The following is an 18,165-nucleotide window of genomic DNA, read 5'->3' as shown; positions in this document are numbered from 1 at the left end:
ACCTACCCCGCCTCCCGCGTGTCGCCAGGGCCAAGGGCGGGGCCGGAACTGCGAACGCGGCCGAGATAGCTGGTGCGCGGGCGCGTGCCGAGTTCGGCCAGGAGATCGTAGCCGTGCGGCTCCCGCTTCAGGCTGCTGACTGCGGAGTCATGGCGAGCCATGTCGCCGAACTGGATCGCCTGCGTCGGGCAGGCGGACTGGCAGGCGGTGACGACCTCGCCTTCGGCGACCTCGCGCCCTTCCTTTTCCGCGGTTCGCCGGGCGCGGCTGATGCGCTGGACGCAATAGGTGCACTTCTCCATCACGCCGCGCGCCCGCACCGTCACGTCGGGATTGTGCACGGCTTCCAGCATCGGTTCGCCCAGATTGGCATATTCCTGGCCGTTGCCGTAGCCGAAGAAATTGAAGCGGCGGACCTTGTAGGGGCAGTTCGCCTGGCAGAAGCGGGTGCCGATGCAGCGATTGTAGACCTGCACGTTCAGCCCCTCGTGATCGTGGACCGAGGCTTCCACCGGACAAACCGGCTCGCAGGGCGCCTTCTCGCAATGCATGCAGGGCACGGGCTGGAACATCACGTCTGGGTTGTCCGGCGCGCCGTCGTAATAGGCATCGACCCGGAGCCAGTGCATCTCGCGGCCGCGCTCGATCTCCTCCGGGCCAACGACGGGGACGTTGTTCTCCGCCTGGCAGGCGATCACGCAGGCGTTGCAGCCGATGCAGGTGCTCTCGTCGATCACCATGGCCCAGGCGTAATCCGGCTTGGTCGATCCATCCGGTCTTTTCGGATGCAGCGGATCGTCGGGATAAAGCGTCGCCGGCGCCTCGCGCTCGTGCTCGGGCGTGGCACGGGCGAGTTCCTGAAAATCTTCCAGCGTATGGCTGCGGACGATGTCGCGGCCTTCCATCGAGTGGTGGCTCTGCGTGGTCAGCAGCGGCTGCTTCGCCCCGGTCTTCTTCACCGCGATATCGGCGGCGGACCACAGCGCATCGGAGGTGCGGAGCAGCGAGGCGTTCGCTCCGATCCGCGAGCCGATCTCCCCGGCATTGCTGCGGCCATAGCCCAGGTGCAGCCCGATGCTGCCTTCCGCCTGGCCCGGCGCGATCATCGCCTGCGCATCGAGGAAGACGCTGCCGCGCGAGAGGCGGACGATATCGCCGTCGCCGACGCCGAGGCGCTGCGCATCCGCTTTGGAGATGAGCGCCGCATTGCCCCAGACCTGCTTGGAGACAGGCTTCGGCAGCTCCTGCAGCCATGCATTGTTGCTGAAGCGCCCGTCATAGACGGAGGGATCGGGCAGGAAGCAGAGCTCCACCCGGCCTGCTGCGGCAGGCATGGCCGGCGCCGTGGGCGGGAACCGCGGCTCGGGCGGGGTAATCGTGGGAAAGGCGGAGCCGGCGACGAAGCCGTCCCGGAGCGCCTTGCGCCACCAGAGATCGAACGCCCCTTGCGAGGCGATCGCCTCCGGCGGGCCGAAGCTGCGCCAATGCGCCTGCACCGCCAGCCGGTCCGCATTGGCGATGTTCCCGTAGCCGCCGAACAGCGCGCCGAGGATCTCGAAGCCCGACTTGCCGTCGTAGAGCGGCGTGATCAGCGGCTGCGCGATCGTGGCGGTGCCGTCCAGCGTCCGCGCATCCGTCCACGTCTCGAAGGGATGCAGGCCCGGCACATGCCAGTGGCTGTGCGCCGCCGTCTCGTCCACGTAGATCCCATAATGCACGGAAAAGGGGATGTTGCGCAGCGCGTTGGCGAAGTCGAGTTCGGCCGGCGCATCGTAGGCCGGGTTGCAGTCGAGCATCAGCAGCGTGTCGACGTGGCCGGCCTTCATGTCGGCCGCAAGTCCGGCGATCGGGGCGCCCGTCGGGGCGTTCTGTTCGATGAAAGTGACCGGGCCGCCGAAGGCGCCGATGCGGCCGTTGATCCAGTGGGCGAGGGCATGGACCTCCGCCGGCTGGCCCTCGCCGACCACGACCAGTGCACGGCCGGGCGCATCGCGAAGATCCGCCGCCGCTCTCCGCGCCCAGTCCCGCGCCCAGTCCCGCGCCGACGGGACGATCGCGGTAGTCGCGGCCGGTGCCCCGAATTCCTGCGCCAGCGCGCGGGCGAGCGACGCGATGTCCGCACGCCTCAGGGCCAGGCGGTGATCGGCGTTCGCGCCGGTGATCGTCAGCGTCGGCTCCGCCACATGGAGGCGCGTCAGTTCCCGGCTGTCCCTCCGCGCGCGGCGTCCCTCGGAAAAGCCGCTGGCGAAGGCGACCTGATGCGGGCCGGGGCCGAGGAAATCGGCATCCAGCGAAACGATCCGCAACGCCTTGTCGAAATGCGGCACCGCCCGGAGCGACCGCCCGAAGGCTAGCGCCGCCCCGGCGGCTGCGTTCGTTTCGCCCAGCGACTCCCATTGGTGCCAGCGCGCGCGGGGGTACTTTCGGAGAAGCGCGCCGATCTGGTCGATGAGGCTCGGCGAGGTCAGCGCGCCCGTGAGGATGCGCAGTCCCTCGCCGTCATTGCTTTCGAAGGTCGCGACCTTTTGCGAGACCACCCGGATGAAGCTGTTCCAGGAAGCGATGTCGCCGTCATGCAGCAGCGAGCGCGAGCGGTCGGGATCGTAGAGGGTCAGCACCGACGCTTGCCGGAAGGGATCGCTGCCGCCGCCCCCGAACGGGTGGTCGGGATTGGGCTCGACCTTGGTCGGCCGCCCCTCCCATGTCTGGCCGAGGATCGGCTGCGCGTAGCCCCCGAGCGTCAGCGCCGTCGCGAACAGGAGATCCGTGCCGGGCACCACGCGCTCCGGCATGTTCACGTAAGGCACGATCTCGTTCTGCGGACGCGGCGAGCAGGCGGCGGTGGCGAGCGCGCTGGCGGCGGCCATCAGCTTCAGCGCCGTGCGGCGGCTGACCGGTCCTTCCCGGATGATCGCGGGAAATTCCGGCCGGCGAACGGGCGCGGGACCGCCTTCGCTCAGGCGCTGCCAGTCGTCGAGGCTTTGCCAGCCTCGGGCCGGCGCGGGCGTTTCCAGATCCGCGTGGCAGCCGCAAGCGGCGCCGCCGCATCCGCCGCTGGGCCCCGCCTCCGGGGTGATGGGGCGCCTTAGCGGTGACATACCGAGCAATCCGTGAGCTTGGAGGGATCGACACCGTAGGCCTTCAGCAGTTCGTGCCCTTGCTTGCGGCGCTCGTCCATCGGCGGGTTCCAGTCGGTTGCGAAGATCTCGTTCTTCGGCCGGAGATTGGGCGCGGGATCGCGGTGGCAGTCGAGGCACCATTGCATCTGGAGCGAGGCCGACTTGGCCGTCAGCGGCATCTGGTCGATCTGCCCGTGGCAGGTTGTGCAGCCCACGCCCTTCGCGATGTGCACGGAATGGTCGAAATAGACGTAGTTCGGCAGGTTGTGCACGCGGTTCCAGCGCAACGGCTGGTCCTTCGCGAGGCTCTGGCGGACGGGCGCCAGGATGTCGGCATTGGTCCAGACCTGAGAATGGCAGGTCATGCAGGTATGCGTCGGCGGAACGCCGGCGAAGGCGCTGTTCTCCACGCCGGTGTGGCAGTAGCGGCAATCGAGCCCCAGCCCCGCGACATGATGCTGGTGGCTGAAGGGCACGGGCTGGTTCACGGCCATGCCGACGCGGGTGATGTAGTCGGAGCGCACCAGCGTGCAGGCCAGCGCCACGCCGGCGGCAGGTAGCAGAACGATCGCCAGCAGCACCAATCTGGCGATCGTATTGGCTCGAGGTCTGAAGACCTGTGGCATTGCCCCCCGGCAGGTTGCGCCGGATCTATGTTCCGGCTGGCCTTGAATGAGCATATGGCTAAATGGTTTCGGCGTTCGCGACGCCTGACCATTTTGTCGCGAGAGGCGGTTTCGCTTAGCCCTCGAAGTATTATCCCGCGCCGGGCTCCGCTTCCGGCTTCAGTGCGAACAGCATGTAGTTGACGCCCATGTCGGAGGAGAGCTGCCAGCGGTCGCCCAGCACATTGTAGGTGACGCCGCTGCGACCTTCGACCCGAAGACCCATCTCGTTCAGCGCCGCTTCCAGTTCCGACGGGCGGATCAGCTTGGCATAATCGTGCGTGCCCGGCGGCAACCAGCGCAGCACGCGCTCCGCCGCGACGATCGCCAGCGCGTAGGCCTTCAGGTTCCGGTTGATGGTGGACAGGAAGATGAGGCCGCCCGGGCGGAGCAGGCGGGAAAGCGTCGCCAGGAACGCCTCCACGTCGGCGACATGCTCGATCACCTCCATGGCCAGCACGACGTCGAAGGTCTCGCCGGCTTCAGCGACAGCTTCGGCCGTGGTGGCGCGGTAGTCGACCGCGAGCCCGCCTTGCGCGGCATGCAGCCGCGCCATCTCGATATTCGCCTCGCCGGGATCGACGCCGACCGTCTCGGCACCGAGCCGCACCATGGGTTCGGTCAGCAAGCCGCCGCCGCAGCCGATATCGACGATGCGGAGGCCGGCGAAGGGACGGGGCTGATTCGGCTGGCGACCGAAATGGGCGGCCACATGGTCGCGGATATAGGCGAGACGAAGCGGATGCAGCCGGTGCAGCGGCTTGAACTTGCCCTCCGGATCCCACCATTCCGCCGACATGCGGGCGAACTTCTCCAGTTCGCCCGCATCAACCGTTCCGCCGGCCCTGCCGATATCCGTCATTCCATCTCCAAACGCTCTGCCCGGCGGTGCTGCCTTCGTTCCAGCCGCCGGCCAGGCTCGCCTCAGGGTGCCCCGTCCCGCCGTCGGGAGCAATGGCCCGCACGCCGCGCCGCCGTCTCCCCCGGCTCGCCGCCATTCCGCCGTCCTCTCCGTCGAAGGGGGCGCGGGGTGGCTTATGCGGTTGCTCATAGCCGCTTATGTCGATAAAAGCCCGCCCTGCCGGTTTCTCGCCGGCGATCTGAATTTCCAGGGAAACGCGGCGGTCATCCGGAACCGCCGGCAACGGACACTTCATGGCCCGGCTTGTTCTGAAATTCGGCGGCACATCGGTCGCCGACCTCGGTCGCATCAGGAACGTGGCGCGCCACGTCAAACGCGAGGTGGACGCGGGGCACGAGGTCGCCGTCGTGGTTTCCGCCATGTCGGGCGTCACCAACCAGCTCGTCGGCTATTGCCGCGACGCGTCCGTGCTGCACGACGCGCGCGAATACGACGCGGTGGTGGCTTCCGGCGAGCAGGTGACCGCCGGCCTTCTCGCGATCACGCTGCAGTCGCTCGGCGTCGAGGCCCGCTCCTGGCTCGGCTGGCAGATCCCGATCCGCACCGACGGCGCCCATTCCGTCGCCCGCATCACCGGCATCGATTCGCCGCTGCTCCTGGAGCGGATGGCCAAGGGTCAGGTGGCCGTCATCGCCGGCTTCCAGGGCATCGGCCCGGACAACCGCATCTCCACTCTGGGACGCGGCGGCTCCGACACCAGCGCCGTCGCCATCGCCGCCGCGGTGGGCGCGGACCGCTGCGACATCTATACCGACGTGGACGGCGTCTACACGACCGATCCGCGCATCGTTTCCAACGCCCGCCGGCTGGACAAGGTGGCGTTCGAGGAAATGCTGGAAATGGCATCGCTCGGGGCCAAGGTCCTGCAGGTCCGCTCGGTGGAGCTCGCCATGGTGCATGGCGTGCGCACCTTCGTGCGCTCCTCCTTCGCGGACCCGGACGCCCCGCAGGTCAATGAGCGCGGCGAGCCGGTCGGCACGCTGATTTGCGACGAGGATGAAATCGTGGAAAAGCAGCTCGTAACAGGCATCGCCTATTCCAAGGACGAGGCGAAGATCACGCTGCGCCGGGTGCAGGACAAGCCCGGCATCGCGGCCGGCATCTTCGGCCCGCTGGCCGCCGCCAACGTCAATGTCGACATGATCGTCCAGAACATCTCCGAGGACGGCCGGACGACCGACATCACTTTCACCGTTCCCACCGCCGATTACGAGCGCTCGCTGGCGCTGATCGACGGGCTGAGCTCCGCCATTTCGATCGAGCAGGTCTCCGGCTCCAAGGACGTGGCGAAGGTGTCGGTGATCGGCATTGGGATGCGAAGCCATGCCGGCGTCGCGGCGCAGGCTTTCGAAGCGCTCGCATCGCGTGGTATCAACATCCAGTTGATCACCACATCGGAGATCAAGATTTCTATTTTGATCGATGCGGCCTACACCGAGCTTGCGGTCAGGACGCTCCATTCAATATACGAACTCGACAAGACCTGACGGCTGATCCGGACACGGCAATCCGGCTTCTCGCCGCGTGAGAGGGGGTTGACGTGGTTGGAACCCGGGGAGCGCTGGCCGGGCCGAGAGTGCTGCTCAGGCGGCTCCGCGAGGTCATGGCCGAGCCAATCGGCGCACAGGAGCGACTGGACAAGATCGTCCGGATCATCGCGGCCAACATGGTCGCGGAGGTCTGCTCGGTCTATGTGCTGCGCGCCGATGGCGTGCTGGAACTCTATGCCACCGAAGGCCTGAACTCGATCTCCGTTCACCGCGCGACGCTGACCGTGGGCCGCGGCCTGGTCGGCCTGATCGCGTCCGAGGCGCGGCCGCTGAACCTGCCGGATGCGCAGTCCCACCCCGCCTTCGCCTATCTCCCGGAGACGGGCGAAGAGATCTACCATTCCTTCCTCGGCGTGCCGATCCTCAGGGCAGGGCGCACGCTGGGCGTTCTCGTCGTGCAGAACCGCTCCTACCGGAACTACACGGAGGAGGAGATCGAGGCGCTGCAGACCACCGCCATGGTGCTGGCGGAAATGGTGGCGGCCGGCGAGATCGAGGATCTGGCCGCCCCGGGCGCCGATCTCGACCTCAACCATCCCGTCCACATCAAGGGCGCCGCCTTCTCGGAGGGCATCGCGCTCGGCCACGTGGTGCTGCACGAGCCGCGCGTCGTTGTCACGCAGCTGATCGCCGAGGATACCGAGCACGAGCTGAAGCGGCTCGACGCCGCCATGGCGGGACTGCAGCTTTCCGTCGACGACCTCCTGGCGCGCGGCGCGGCGGCCGGTACCGGCGAGCACCGCGAGATCCTGGAAGCCTATCGCATGTTCGCGCAGGATCGCGGCTGGACGCGGCGGTTGCGCGAGGCGATCGAGAACGGCCTCACCGCCGAGGCGGCGGTGGAAAAGGTGCAGAGCGACACCCGCGCCCGCATGTCGCGGCAGACGGATCCGTTCCTGCGCGACCGGCTCCATGATTTCGAGGATCTCGGCAACCGACTGCTCCGCGAGCTGATTGGGCGACCGCACGGGCCTTACGCAGCCGACATGCCGGAAGACGCCATCATCGTCGCCCGCAACATGGGCGCGGCGGAACTCCTGGATTACGACCGCGACCGCGTGCGCGGGCTGGTGCTTGAGGATGCGGGCCCGACGAGCCACGTCACCATCGTCGCCAAGGCGCTCGGCATCGCCGCGGTCGGCCAGACGCAGGACGTGGTCGCGCTGGCGGAAGCCGGCGACCCGATCATCGTCGATGGCGAACTCGGCGAGGTGCATCTTCGCCCGCCAGCCGATATCGAGACGGCGTATGCCGACCGGGTGCGGTTCCGCGCCCGCAAGCAGGAGCAGTATCGCAAGCTCAAGGACGAGCCGGCGGTGACGCAGGACGGCGTCGGCGTTTCGCTGCAGATGAATGCCGGCCTGATCATGGACCTGCCGCGCCTGGAAGAATCGGGTGCCGCGGGCATCGGGCTCTTCCGCACCGAGCTGCAGTTCATGATCTCGTCCGCCTTTCCCAAGCAGAGCGAGCAGCAGGCCTTCTATGCGCAGGTGATCGAGGCGGCCGGCGACAAGCCCGTCATCTTCCGCTCGCTCGATGTCGGTGGCGACAAGGTGCTGCCCTATCTCCGCTCGCAGAAGGAAGAAAACCCCGCGATGGGCTGGCGGGCGATCCGGCTGGGGCTGGACCGCCCGGCGCTGTTGCGCACGCAGCTCCGTTCGCTGCTCCGCGCCTCGGTCGGGCGGGAACTTCGGCTGATGTTCCCGATGGTGACGGAAGTCTCCGAATTCGAACGCGCCAAGGCGATCCTGACGCGCGAACAGGCGCATCTGGAGCGCCATGGTCATGGCGTGCCGACGCGTGTGATGCTCGGCGCGATGCTGGAGGTGCCGGCGCTGCTCTGGCAGCTCGACGAACTTCTCAGCGCCGTCGATTTCCTGTCGGTCGGTTCCAACGACCTCATGCAGTTCATGATGGCGAGCGACCGCGGCAATACCCGGCTCGCGGGGCGCTACGACCCGCTGAGCCCGGCGTTCCTGCGGGCGCTCCGCAAGGTTGCCGACAAGGCCAAGGCCTATGGCAAGCCGGTTTCCGTCTGCGGCGAGATTTCCGGCAAGCCGCTGGAGGCCATGGCGCTGCTCGGCATCGGCTACCGTTCGCTGTCCATGGCGTCGGCCGCGATCGGTCCGGTGAAGTCCATGATCCGGGCGATGGAACTGGCACCGCTCGAAGCGCGGCTGAAGGAACTGGTCGACCAGGGATCTTCGGCGTCGGACGTTCGCACGGAGCTTCGCGCCTGGGCGGCCGCCCACAACATTCCGGTTTGACGCTTCCTCGGTTATAGACGCGCGATGATACCCCAGGAACGACTCCGCACGCTGATTCACCGCCATGAGGCGGTGACCGCGATGCTCAACGGCACTCTCGGGCGCGACGACTTCGTGAAGCTGTCGCGCGAACTCTCCGAACTGGAGCCGGTGGCGGCCAAGGCGCGCGAGCTGCGCGCCGCCGAAACCGAGTTCGCCGAGGCCGAAGCGCTGCTCGCCGATCCGGAAACGGACCGCGAGATGCGCGCTTTGGCCGAGGATGAGCGGGCGACCCTGTCCGACCGCATCGAGGAACTGAGCCAGGAACTCCGCAAGCTGCTGATCCCCAAGGATGCCGCCGACGACAAGAGCGCTATTCTCGAAATCCGCGCCGGAACCGGCGGCGACGAGGCAGGGCTTTTCGCCGGCGATCTCTTCCGCATGTACGAGCGCTATGCCGCCGCGCATGGCTGGAAGGTCGAGGTGCTCTCCATCAGCCAGGGTGAGGTCGGTGGCCTGCGCGAAGTGGTCGCCTCCGTGCGCGGCGACGGCGTCTATGCGCGGCTGAAGTTCGAGTCGGGCGTTCACCGGGTCCAGCGCGTGCCGACGACGGAGGCCGGTGGCCGCATCCACACGTCCGCCGCGACGGTCGCGGTGCTGCCCGAGGCCGAGGACGTGGATATCGAGATCCGCGACCAGGACATCCGCATCGACACCACGCGCGCGTCCAGCGCCGGCGGCCAGCACGCCAATACGACCGAGACCGGCGTGCGCATCGTCCATCTGCCCACCGGCATCATCGTGACGGCCGGCGAGAAGTCGCAGCACCAGAACCGCGTGCGCGCCATGCAGGTGCTGCGCGCCCGGCTCTTCGATCTGGAACGCCAGCGCGCCGACACCGAGCGCGCTGCCGCCCGCAAGGACCAGGTCGGCTCCGGCGACCGGTCCGAACGGATCCGCACCTACAATTTCCCGCAAGGGCGCGTCACCGATCATCGCATCAACCTGACGCTCTACAAGCTCGACAAGGTGCTCGATGGCGAGGCGCTGGACGAACTCGTGGAGGCGCTGATCGCCGACGATCAGGCGCGCAAGCTTTCCGAGATCGAAGGCGAGGCGGCTTGACCACCATCGGGGAAGCGCTGGCGGAGGGGCGGGCCCGGCTCGCCGCCGCCGGTCTTCCCACAGCGGCGCTGGACACGCGCCTGCTGCTCTGCCGCGCGGCCGGGCTGGATGTATCGGCCGTGCTGTCCCGCCCGGATCGGAATCTCGACCCCGCGTCCCTTGACCTTTTCGGCGAGTTCATCGCGCGCCGCGGGCGGCACGAGCCCGTGGCGCGGATCCTCGGCGAACGCGAATTCTGGGGCATCCCGTTCCGCCTCAACGCGGCCACGCTGGTGCCACGCCCGGATACGGAAATCCTTGTCGAAGCGGCGCTGGACCAACTCCCCGCCGACCGCGATCTCGACATTGCCGATCTCGGCACCGGCTCCGGTGCGATCATCGTCGCGCTGCTTCACGAGCGGCCGCGCGCGAGGGGCGTGGCGGTGGACCTGTCCGAAGAGGCTCTGCAAGCCGCCGGCGAGAACGCCAGGGCGGCGGGTGTTGCGGACCGGCTCGCGCTTTCCCATATGAGCTTTGCCGATGGGCCGCAGGGTTTGTTCGACGCGATCGTATCAAACCCGCCCTATATCCGCAGCAACGACATGCCGGGCCTCGAGCGGGAAGTGCGGGACTTCGATCCGGCGCTGGCGCTGGATGGCGGCATGGACGGGCTGGACGCCTACCGGATCATCACCCGGCGTGCCGCATCGGCGCTGAAGCCCGGCGGTATCATGGCGCTCGAGATCGGCTATGATCAGTCGCAAGAGGTCGAATCGCTTTGCTCGGAAGCCGGACTGGTGCTGGTGGAAACCCGCCGCGATCTTGCCGGGCATCCGCGCGTCGTGGTCGCCCGGCAGAGCTGAACCGATCCTGTCGCAATTGTAAAAAAGTGCTTGGAAAACCTTGGCGATCAAGCTAGCGTCCGGGCGCGAACCAAGACAAAGGCCACGTGGTGGCCAGCGTCCCGCTCCTGATCCGATGGTCAGAGTTTTAGCCGGATGGGGTTCGCTCGCGTCGTCATCAGATAGACTTGGATCGACCGCGCCCATACGCGCGGGGACTGATCGAAGGACGCGGGACTGAATTTCCGGAACGGGCTTCAGCGCGGAGCCGCTCCGGCTTGTACATCAGCCGTCAACAACGAGAACGGTTTCATGAGACATAATCAGAATCGGCGTTCGCGCGGCCGTCCCAACAATCCCGGCAGTAACGGCGGCGGCGGCGGCGGTGGCGGCGGCGGTGGAAACCGCAAGGGACCGAACCCGCTGACGCGCAGCTACGAGTCCAACGGACCCGACGTGAAGGTCCGCGGGACCGCAGCGCATGTTGCCGAAAAGTACATGACGCTCGCCCGGGACGCCCTGTCGTCCGGCGACAACGTGGCCGCTGAGAACTACCTGCAGCATGCCGAGCACTACAACCGCATCATCTTTGCCGCCCAGGCCCTGCAGCAGCAGAGCCAGCCGGTCCAGACCCGTGAATACGGCGACGACGAGGACGGCGAGGAAGAGGATCGCTTCTTCGCGCCGCGCGGCGGTCGCGATCGCAGCGAGCAGAACGGCGAGCAGCGCAGCGCCCCCGCCGACGAGGGCGAGGAAGGCGAGGGCGGCTACCAGCAGCAGCCCCGCGAGTTCCGCGAACGCAGCCGCGAGCCGCGCGAAGGCGATTTCGGCCGCCAGCAGCGCCCGCGCAACATGAACGGCGACAACGACCGCGAGCAGCGGGCGCCCCGCGAAGCGAACGGCGAGCGCCGCGAGCAGAGTGGCGAACGCCGCGAGCGCTATCAGGACGGCGAGAACGGCCGCGAGCGTAACCGCGAGTACAATGGAGAGCGCGGCGAACGGCGCGAGCGCCCCCGTGACTTCAACGGCGAGGGCAACCGCGAGCAGCGTTACGAGCAGCGCCCGCGCGACTTCAATGGCGAAGGTCGCCGCGAGCGCAGCCGCAACCAGGATCAGGACGGCGGCTACGAGCGGCCGCGCGGCGAAGTTGCCGAAGCCGCTGCTCCGGCCGGCTTCGAGGACGAAACGAACCGGAACGTGGCTCCCGTCGCGGCTCGGTCCGGCGAGATCGATGGCGCTTACGAGGCGCCCGTGAACGGCACCTCCAACGGCGCGCCGATCGAGTCTGCCGCCGACGTCGCCGAGGAAATCCGGCCCCGTCGTCGTCGCCGCGTTCGCGCCGATGAAACCGGCGAAGCCGGTGCCGACGCTCCGGTCGCCGCGCCCGTGACTGCCGCATCCCCGGCGGCCCCTTCTCCGGCCCCGGCATCCCCGGTTGTCGAGAGCGAAGCCCCGAAGGCGGCGCCCGAGGCGGCCGCCGATGCGGAAGCCCCGCGCCCGCGCCGTCGCCGCGTTCCGCGCGCGGCCGCTCCGGAGGCCGGTGCTGCACCGGCCGAAGGCGAGGCCACCCGCGACGGTGAAGCCGCGCTGGCTGCCTTCCCGGAATAACCCGCTTCAGCCCGGAAAACGGGCTGGAAGGCTCGGACATTGCTCGAAAGGGTCGGCTTTGCCGGCCCTTTTTCGTTTCTGCCGCTCCTCAGGCGAGGAGGGCGTCACCGATCCGAAGCGCGCCCGCCGCGGTCACCTTGAGATAGATGCCGAAATCGGAATGGCCGTAGCGCTGCATGAGCCCGCGCGGGATCTGCATGTCGCGCCGACCGGTTTCCGGATCGACGTTTGTCGCCGCGCAGCGAACCGTCCGCTCCTCGCCCGTCAGCCCGACGCCGCCGATCCGCACGTCGCGGCCCGGCCATTCGAGCTCGGCGAAGGGCTCGGCTCCGTCGATCAGGATATTGGGGCGGAAGCGAAGCGGGTCGATCGCCGCTCCGAACTCCTCCTCCAGCGCCCGGACGCTGGCGAGGTTGACGAGGTGGATCACCTTGTCCGGCTTGTCGGAAAAACTGTGCCCGGGAGCGGACAGGATCCTGGGCGCGCCGCGAAGCTCCGCCGCAAAGTTTTCCGCCAGCCAGTTCTCCAGCCGGGCGCGACCCTCCTCGGTTTCCAGCGAGGCCGAGACGGCGAGGGCACCGTCCCGTTCGATGAAGAACTCGCCGGTCTGCGGATCGAACCGCGTCCGGAACTCCGCCATGCGTTCGTTGCGCATCAGCATGAGAAACCGGGCTTTAGGGAAATAGGACGGCGCGGCGGGATCGAAGCCGCTCGGCCCGTTTTCGATCGCGTAGGCCCGGTCGTGCGGCACCGTTTCCCCGACGGCCAGGACGATGCTGTCGAGGGGTTCCGGCGAGAAGCCCTTCACGGGATAGCGGTAAAGCGCGGCAACGTGGATCGGGGCGGGCATTTCGGAACTCGGATTGAGGCGTCGCCCTTTTCATAGCACGGCGCGAATTCGGGGTTGACCGGAGTTGCGTGGCAGAAGTGCCACACCCATATTCCGGATACGGTCGCCTGAAGGGGCCGAGTAGAGGAAAGGTGGCCGCCCGGTCGAGGCTTCGGATCGCGGGGCGGGCCAAAGGGGAGACCCATGAACTTCGACAAATATACCGACCGCTCGAAAGGCTTTATCCAGTCGGCGCAGACCTATGCGCTCGGACAGGGCCATCAGCAATTTGCCCCGGAGCACCTGCTCAAGGTGCTGCTGGATGATCAGGAAGGGCTTGCTTCCGGGTTGATCGACCGCTCCGGCGGACGCGCCCGCGATGCGGCGCTCGGTGTCGACGCCGCGCTGGCCAAGCTGCCCAAGGTGTCCGGCGGCAGCGGCCAGCTTTATCTCGCGCAGCCGCTCGCCAAAGTGTTCCAGACCGCCGAGCAGATCGCCGACAAGGCGGGCGATTCCTTCGTCACGGTGGAGCGTCTGCTGCTGGCGCTCTCGATGGAGAAGGACGCCGCGACCGCCGATATCCTCGCCAAGGCGGGCGTGACGCCGGCCGGGCTGAACACCGCGATCAACGATCTCCGCAAGGGCCGCACCGCGGATTCCGCTTCCGCCGAGCAGAGCTACGACGCGTTGAAGAAATATGCCCGCGACCTGACGCAGGATGCCCGCGACGGCAAGCTGGACCCGGTGATCGGCCGTGACGAGGAGATCCGCCGGGCGATCCAGGTGCTCTCGCGCCGTACCAAGAACAATCCCGTGCTGATCGGCGAACCCGGCGTCGGCAAGACCGCGATCGCGGAAGGCTTGGCGCTGCGCATCGTCAACAAGGACGTGCCTGAATCGCTGCGCGACAAGACGCTGATGTCGCTCGACATGGGCGCGCTGATCGCGGGGGCGAAATATCGCGGCGAATTCGAGGAGCGCCTGAAGGCCGTGCTCTCGGAAATCGGTTCGGCCGCTGGCGGCGTGATCCTGTTCATCGACGAACTGCACACCCTGGTGGGCGCCGGCAAGGCGGACGGGGCGATGGACGCCTCCAACCTCCTGAAGCCTGCGCTGGCCCGGGGCGAGCTGCACTGCGTCGGAGCGACCACGCTCGACGAGTACCGCAAGTACATCGAGAAGGATGCGGCGCTCGCCCGTCGTTTCCAGCCGGTCTTCGTCTCGGAGCCCACGGTGGAGGATACGATCTCCATCCTGCGCGGCCTGAAGGAGAAGTACGAGGTCCATCACGGCGTCCGGATCACCGATTCCGCGCTGGTGGCCGCCGCGACTCTCTCGAACCGCTACATCACCGACCGCTTCCTGCCGGACAAGGCGATCGACCTCATGGACGAGGCCTCGTCGCGGCTGCGCATGCAGGTCGATTCCAAGCCGGAGGTCCTCGACGAGCTCGACCGCCGCATCATCCAGCTCAAGATCGAGCGGGAGGCGCTGCGCAAGGAAACCGACGACGCCTCGAAGGACCGGCTCGCCCGGCTGGAGAAGGAACTCGCGGATCTCGAGGAGCAGTCCAGCTCGATCACCACGCGCTGGCAGGCTGAGAAGGAAAAGCTCGGCGCCGCTTCCAAGCTGAAGGAGCAGCTCGACCAGGCACGCTTCGATCTGGAGCGGGCGCAGCGCCAGGGCGATCTCGCCAAGGCCGGCGAGCTTGCCTATGGCACGATCCCGCAGCTTGAGAGACAGCTGCACGAGGCCGAGCAGGCCGGGCGCGGCGGCGCGCTGGTGGAAGAGGCGGTGACGCCCGACCACATCGCCGGCGTCGTCTCGCGCTGGACCGGCGTGCCCGTCGACAAGATGCTGGAAGGCGAGCGCGACCGCCTGCTGCGCATGGAAGACGAACTCGGACGCCGGGTCGTCGGCCAGGCCGAGGCGGTCCATGCGGTGGCGACCGCCGTCCGCCGCGCCCGCGCCGGCCTGCAGGACCCGAACCGGCCGATCGGCTCGTTCATGTTCCTGGGACCGACGGGCGTCGGCAAGACGGAGTTGACCAAGACGCTGGCGAGCTTCCTCTTCGACGACGAGACGGCAATGGTGCGCCTCGACATGTCGGAATTCATGGAGAAGCACTCCGTGGCCCGGATGATCGGCGCGCCTCCCGGTTATGTCGGCTATGAGGAAGGCGGTGTGCTCACCGAAGCCGTGCGGCGCCGCCCCTATCAGGTCGTGCTGCTGGACGAGGTGGAGAAGGCCCATCCGGATGTCTTCAACGTGTTGCTGCAGGTCCTCGACGACGGCCGCCTGACCGATGGCCAGGGCCGGACCGTGGACTTCCGCAACACGCTGATCATCATGACGTCGAACACGGGCGCGGATTATCTGGCGAGCCTGCCGGAGGACCAGGACGTGGACTCCGTCCGCGAGCAGGTCATGGCCGTAGTTCGCGGCAATTTCCGTCCGGAATTCCTGAACCGCATCGACGAGGTGATCCTGTTCCACCGGCTGAAGCGCAACCAGATGGAGACGATCGTCGACATCCAGCTCGCCCGGCTTCGCAAGCTGCTGGAAGAGCGCAAGATCGACCTCGAGCTCGACGAGAGCGCCCGCAAATGGCTGGCCGAGCGCGGCTATGACCCCGCCTATGGCGCGCGTCCGCTGAAGCGCGTGATCCAGAAGCAGGTGCAGGACCCGCTGGCGGAGAAGATCCTCTCCGGCGAGATCCGCGACGGCGCGCATGTGAAGGTGACCGCCGGCACCGACCGGCTGCTGTTCAGGTCTCGCGAAAGCGGCCTAGACCAGGCCGCGGCCTGAACGGTCTCGCTCCCACAGAAACCCCCGCCTCGGCGGGGGTTTTTCTTTGTCCGAAGCGTTTGGATTTCGTCTGCTAGTTCGTGGATTCGGCGAAGCGCTGCTGGCTGTTATCCTGCTCCAGCAGCGCGTCCAGCCGGTGCCGTTCCTTCTCGAAATTCGCGAGGATCGGCCCCTGCAGCACGCGTCCGCGCGGCAGCTTGATCTTCATGGGGTCGACGAAATGGTCGTTCACCAGGATCTCGAAGTGGCAGTGCGGGCCGGTCGCGTAGCCGGTCTGGCCTACATAGCCGATCACCTGGCCCATATGGACGCGCGTGCCGACGCTGATGCCCTTGGCGAAAGCGCTCATATGACCGTAGGCCGTCTTGTAGCCGTTGTTATGGGTGATCTGGATGTACCGGCCGTAACCGGTTTTCCAGTTGACGAAGCTGACGGTGCCGTCGCCCGCGGCGGTGATCGGGGTGCCGTTCGGCGCTGCCCAGTCCACGCCGGAATGCAGGATCATGCGGCCGAGGATCGGGTGCAGGCGATAGCCGAAGGGTGAGCTGAAGCGGGCGTTCGCGACCGGCTTGCGCACAAGGAAGCGCTTCGAATTCTTGCCTTCGGGATCGTAATAGTCGGTGAGGCCGTCATCCGGCGTGCGGAAGCGGTAATATTCGTGCTCGACGCCGCCCAGCGTCAGGTCTGCGTAAAGGACTTCCGGCTGCGTGCCCGGTTCATCGCCGGAGGAGAAGACCACGTTCAGGCTGTCGGACGGCGCGAGGCGGCTCTGGAAGTCGACGTCGTATTGCACCATGCCGACCAGGCTCTTGATCAGTGGCTCCGGCATGCCGAGCGTCAGCCCGGTCCGCCAGATCCCGGCGAAGATGGTGGGCAGTCCACCCGAGGCGGCGTGGCTGCTGGTCGTTTTCGGATCGTTGCTGACGAGGGCGTCGTCCGAGCTCGGCGGGGAGGCCGCCATGAACTCGCCCCGGTCGGACATCGCGACAGTGCCGATGTGGTTGTCATCGTCATAGAGGCTGACGCGGATCGGTCGCTTGCGTCCGTCGGCATCCGGCGAGATCGCCAGCGTCAGCTTCTGGCCGGGGGTGAACCGGAAGGCGAAATTGGCGAGGAACGCGGCCGAGACCGAGGCGGCCTCCTGGTCCGAAGAGCCGTTGGACTTCAGGATGTCGGAAAGGGTGTCGCCATCCGCGACCGTGATGACCTTCTCGTCGATCTCCGGGTCGGCAGCCGCGGTTTCGCTTTTCTGGATACTGGAAACGTTCTCGATCACGCTTTCCAGCGGAATAGCGGGAAGGGTGCCGGCTTCGGCGCTGGCAACCTGGAAGCGAGCGGGATCGACATACGGCATGGACGAGGCGTCCACCGCCCCGTCGGCCAGGAAGGATGCGCTCTGGCTGACCTTCTCGCGTACTTCCGCCGTGCCGATCTCCGCCTTGGGATCGAGCGCGGAGGCTTCGTCGCCGGGAAAGTCGACCACCTTGATCGTCAGGTCGGCGTCGGCCTTGGCGGAATAAAGCGAATCGACCGGGGCCGGAGTGTCGCCCGCCTTGCCCTCTTCGGCGTAAAGCGCATTCGGATTGAAGGCCGGCACCTTGGCGGCGATCTCGTCAGCCACCGGCGCGGCAAGGCTCGCCTTCACATGCGCGAAGGGGCGCACCCGGATCACATCCCGGTCCTGCACTCTGGTCACGGTGGAAACCTGGATGACGTGGCGCGTCAGCTCGCTTTCCGGCTCGGGCTGAAGCTTGTCACCCTTTTCGGCAAGGCCGTTCCCGGTCCGGTCGCCGGTCAGCGCCAGTGTCGGGCGAAGGATCCTGTCCTCGTCGATGCCGACGGCTGCCTGTAGCGAGCCGCCGACGAGAATGGCGGAAAAGAGGCCGGTCAGGACGGACCCGGCGAGCCAGCGTATGCTGACGCGGCGGCGGTCCGGCGGTCCCTTGTTGATGGTCCGGATATAAAGGGGGTCTTCGAGCCCGAGATCCACGACTGGACGGGGAATGCGCTGTGTCTTCGCGAAGCTCACGCCTGTCCCTCGTCCATTCCTCTCATGCGAGACGTCCCCTCAGAGCGCACTCTTTAAGGGCGTTGAATGTGGTCCATTCGTGACGATCGGTGCCAGCCGGGGGCGGGGAAGTCAACCGGCGCGGGCCGGGAGAACCGGATGCGCACGCCTTAAGGAGAGCGGCCGCACTTATAGAAGGACCGCGCGTCGAATGTGGGCCGGACCCGCGCGCCCGGTAGAGGACTCTTGAGGCCGAGCGGGGCAGAAAGGCCGGGTAAACGGGGAGTCCCCAAAAGAGGCCCGGAGGTAAGTCTCTGAAAAGATGAGGCAAAGAGATTTCCCAACGCTTTTAGCGAAGTTTTTGCGACGGCCTTGTTGACACCCTCGGCTGCCCTGTCTATATCAGCGTCACACCGGACGACGGGGCGCGGTTAGCGGCACTGAGGTCTGGTTGTTCTCGATTG

Annotated in this window: 11 protein-coding genes; 6 read left to right on the top strand and 5 right to left on the bottom strand. The window is 67.3% G+C overall.

From position 1 onward, the window contains the following. Positions 1-2: 2 nt before the first annotated feature. The 3 genes from BMY25_RS14840 to ubiG form a co-directional block, all read right to left on the bottom strand. The gene (locus BMY25_RS14840) at positions 3-3,098 is read right to left on the bottom strand and encodes a 4Fe-4S dicluster domain-containing protein (RefSeq protein ID WP_346432148.1); all 3,096 of its coding nucleotides are present in this window, start codon (positions 3,096-3,098) and stop codon (positions 3-5) included. Further along, complete coding sequence (locus BMY25_RS14835; protein WP_092497925.1) at positions 3,086-3,745, bottom strand: cytochrome c3 family protein; 660 nt, start codon at positions 3,743-3,745, stop codon at positions 3,086-3,088. Before BMY25_RS14835 ends, BMY25_RS14840 begins: the two co-directional genes overlap by 13 nt. A 130-nt stretch (positions 3,746-3,875) precedes the next feature. Next, a complete protein-coding gene (gene ubiG, locus BMY25_RS14830) occupies positions 3,876-4,646 on the bottom strand; it encodes a bifunctional 2-polyprenyl-6-hydroxyphenol methylase/3-demethylubiquinol 3-O-methyltransferase UbiG (protein ID WP_092497923.1) in 771 nt (256 codons plus the stop codon). Positions 4,647-4,939: 293 nt separating this feature from the next. Here ubiG and BMY25_RS14825 point away from each other — a divergent pair, with 293 nt between their 5' ends. The 5 genes from BMY25_RS14825 to BMY25_RS14805 all read left to right on the top strand — a co-directional run bounded on the left by BMY25_RS14825 (position 4,940) and on the right by BMY25_RS14805 (position 12,056). Further along, positions 4,940-6,193, top strand: coding sequence for an aspartate kinase (locus BMY25_RS14825; protein ID WP_092497921.1), 1,254 nt, complete (start codon positions 4,940-4,942; stop codon positions 6,191-6,193). A 116-nt stretch (positions 6,194-6,309) separates the two neighbouring features. Next, on the top strand, positions 6,310-8,523 hold the full coding sequence (gene ptsP, locus BMY25_RS14820) for a phosphoenolpyruvate--protein phosphotransferase (protein ID WP_092498106.1): 2,214 nt from the start codon (positions 6,310-6,312) through the stop codon (positions 8,521-8,523). Between the two features lie 24 nt (positions 8,524-8,547). Beyond that, a complete protein-coding gene (prfA, locus tag BMY25_RS14815; protein WP_092497919.1) occupies positions 8,548-9,627 on the top strand; it encodes a peptide chain release factor 1 in 1,080 nt (359 codons plus the stop codon). Continuing rightward, positions 9,624-10,469, top strand: a complete 846-nt coding sequence (gene prmC, locus BMY25_RS14810) for a peptide chain release factor N(5)-glutamine methyltransferase (protein WP_092497917.1) — start codon at positions 9,624-9,626, stop codon at positions 10,467-10,469. The genes prfA and prmC overlap by 4 nt, the downstream gene beginning before the upstream one ends. Positions 10,470-10,760: 291 nt before the next feature. Continuing rightward, positions 10,761-12,056, top strand: a complete 1,296-nt coding sequence (locus tag BMY25_RS14805; protein ID WP_092497915.1) for a DUF4167 domain-containing protein — start codon at positions 10,761-10,763, stop codon at positions 12,054-12,056. A gap of 88 nt (positions 12,057-12,144) precedes the next feature. Here BMY25_RS14805 and BMY25_RS14800 read toward each other — a convergent pair whose 3' ends face one another. Then, on the bottom strand, positions 12,145-12,906 hold the full coding sequence (locus BMY25_RS14800) for an MOSC domain-containing protein (RefSeq protein WP_092497913.1): 762 nt from the start codon (positions 12,904-12,906) through the stop codon (positions 12,145-12,147). A gap of 183 nt (positions 12,907-13,089) precedes the next feature. Here BMY25_RS14800 and clpB point away from each other — a divergent pair, with 183 nt between their 5' ends. Continuing rightward, positions 13,090-15,693 (top strand): ATP-dependent chaperone ClpB, encoded by a 2,604-nt coding sequence (gene clpB, locus BMY25_RS14795; protein ID WP_092497911.1) that lies wholly within the window; start codon positions 13,090-13,092, stop codon positions 15,691-15,693. A gap of 73 nt (positions 15,694-15,766) precedes the next feature. On the opposite strand, the gene BMY25_RS14790 is transcribed toward clpB, so the two are convergent. Continuing rightward, on the bottom strand, positions 15,767-17,722 hold the full coding sequence (locus BMY25_RS14790) for a M23 family metallopeptidase (RefSeq protein ID WP_143061986.1): 1,956 nt from the start codon (positions 17,720-17,722) through the stop codon (positions 15,767-15,769). Positions 17,723-18,165: the final 443 nt, after the last annotated feature.

The sequence above is a fragment of the Faunimonas pinastri genome, from assembly GCF_900110915.1.
In the GTDB taxonomy this organism is placed as follows: Bacteria; Pseudomonadota; Alphaproteobacteria; order Rhizobiales; family Afifellaceae; genus Faunimonas; species Faunimonas pinastri.
Note: the sequence above shows the minus strand (reverse complement) of the source record. Positions and strands in the feature narration are given on the sequence as shown.

Bases quoted from the DNA above. Each gene is read 5' to 3' on its own strand.
- BMY25_RS14840 (WP_346432148.1), bottom strand. From the start codon at position 3,098: ATGTCACCGCTAAGGCGCCCCATCACCCCGGAGGCGGGGCCCAGCGGC.
- BMY25_RS14835 (WP_092497925.1), bottom strand. From the start codon at position 3,745: ATGCCACAGGTCTTCAGACCTCGAGCCAATACGATCGCCAGATTGGTG.
- ubiG (WP_092497923.1), bottom strand. From the start codon at position 4,646: ATGACGGATATCGGCAGGGCCGGCGGAACGGTTGATGCGGGCGAACTG.
- BMY25_RS14825 (WP_092497921.1), top strand. From the start codon at position 4,940: ATGGCCCGGCTTGTTCTGAAATTCGGCGGCACATCGGTCGCCGACCTC.
- ptsP (WP_092498106.1), top strand. From the start codon at position 6,310: ATGGCCGAGCCAATCGGCGCACAGGAGCGACTGGACAAGATCGTCCGG.
- prfA (WP_092497919.1), top strand. From the start codon at position 8,548: ATGATACCCCAGGAACGACTCCGCACGCTGATTCACCGCCATGAGGCG.
- BMY25_RS14805 (WP_092497915.1), top strand. From the start codon at position 10,761: ATGAGACATAATCAGAATCGGCGTTCGCGCGGCCGTCCCAACAATCCC.
- BMY25_RS14800 (WP_092497913.1), bottom strand. From the start codon at position 12,906: ATGCCCGCCCCGATCCACGTTGCCGCGCTTTACCGCTATCCCGTGAAG.
- clpB (WP_092497911.1), top strand. From the start codon at position 13,090: ATGAACTTCGACAAATATACCGACCGCTCGAAAGGCTTTATCCAGTCG.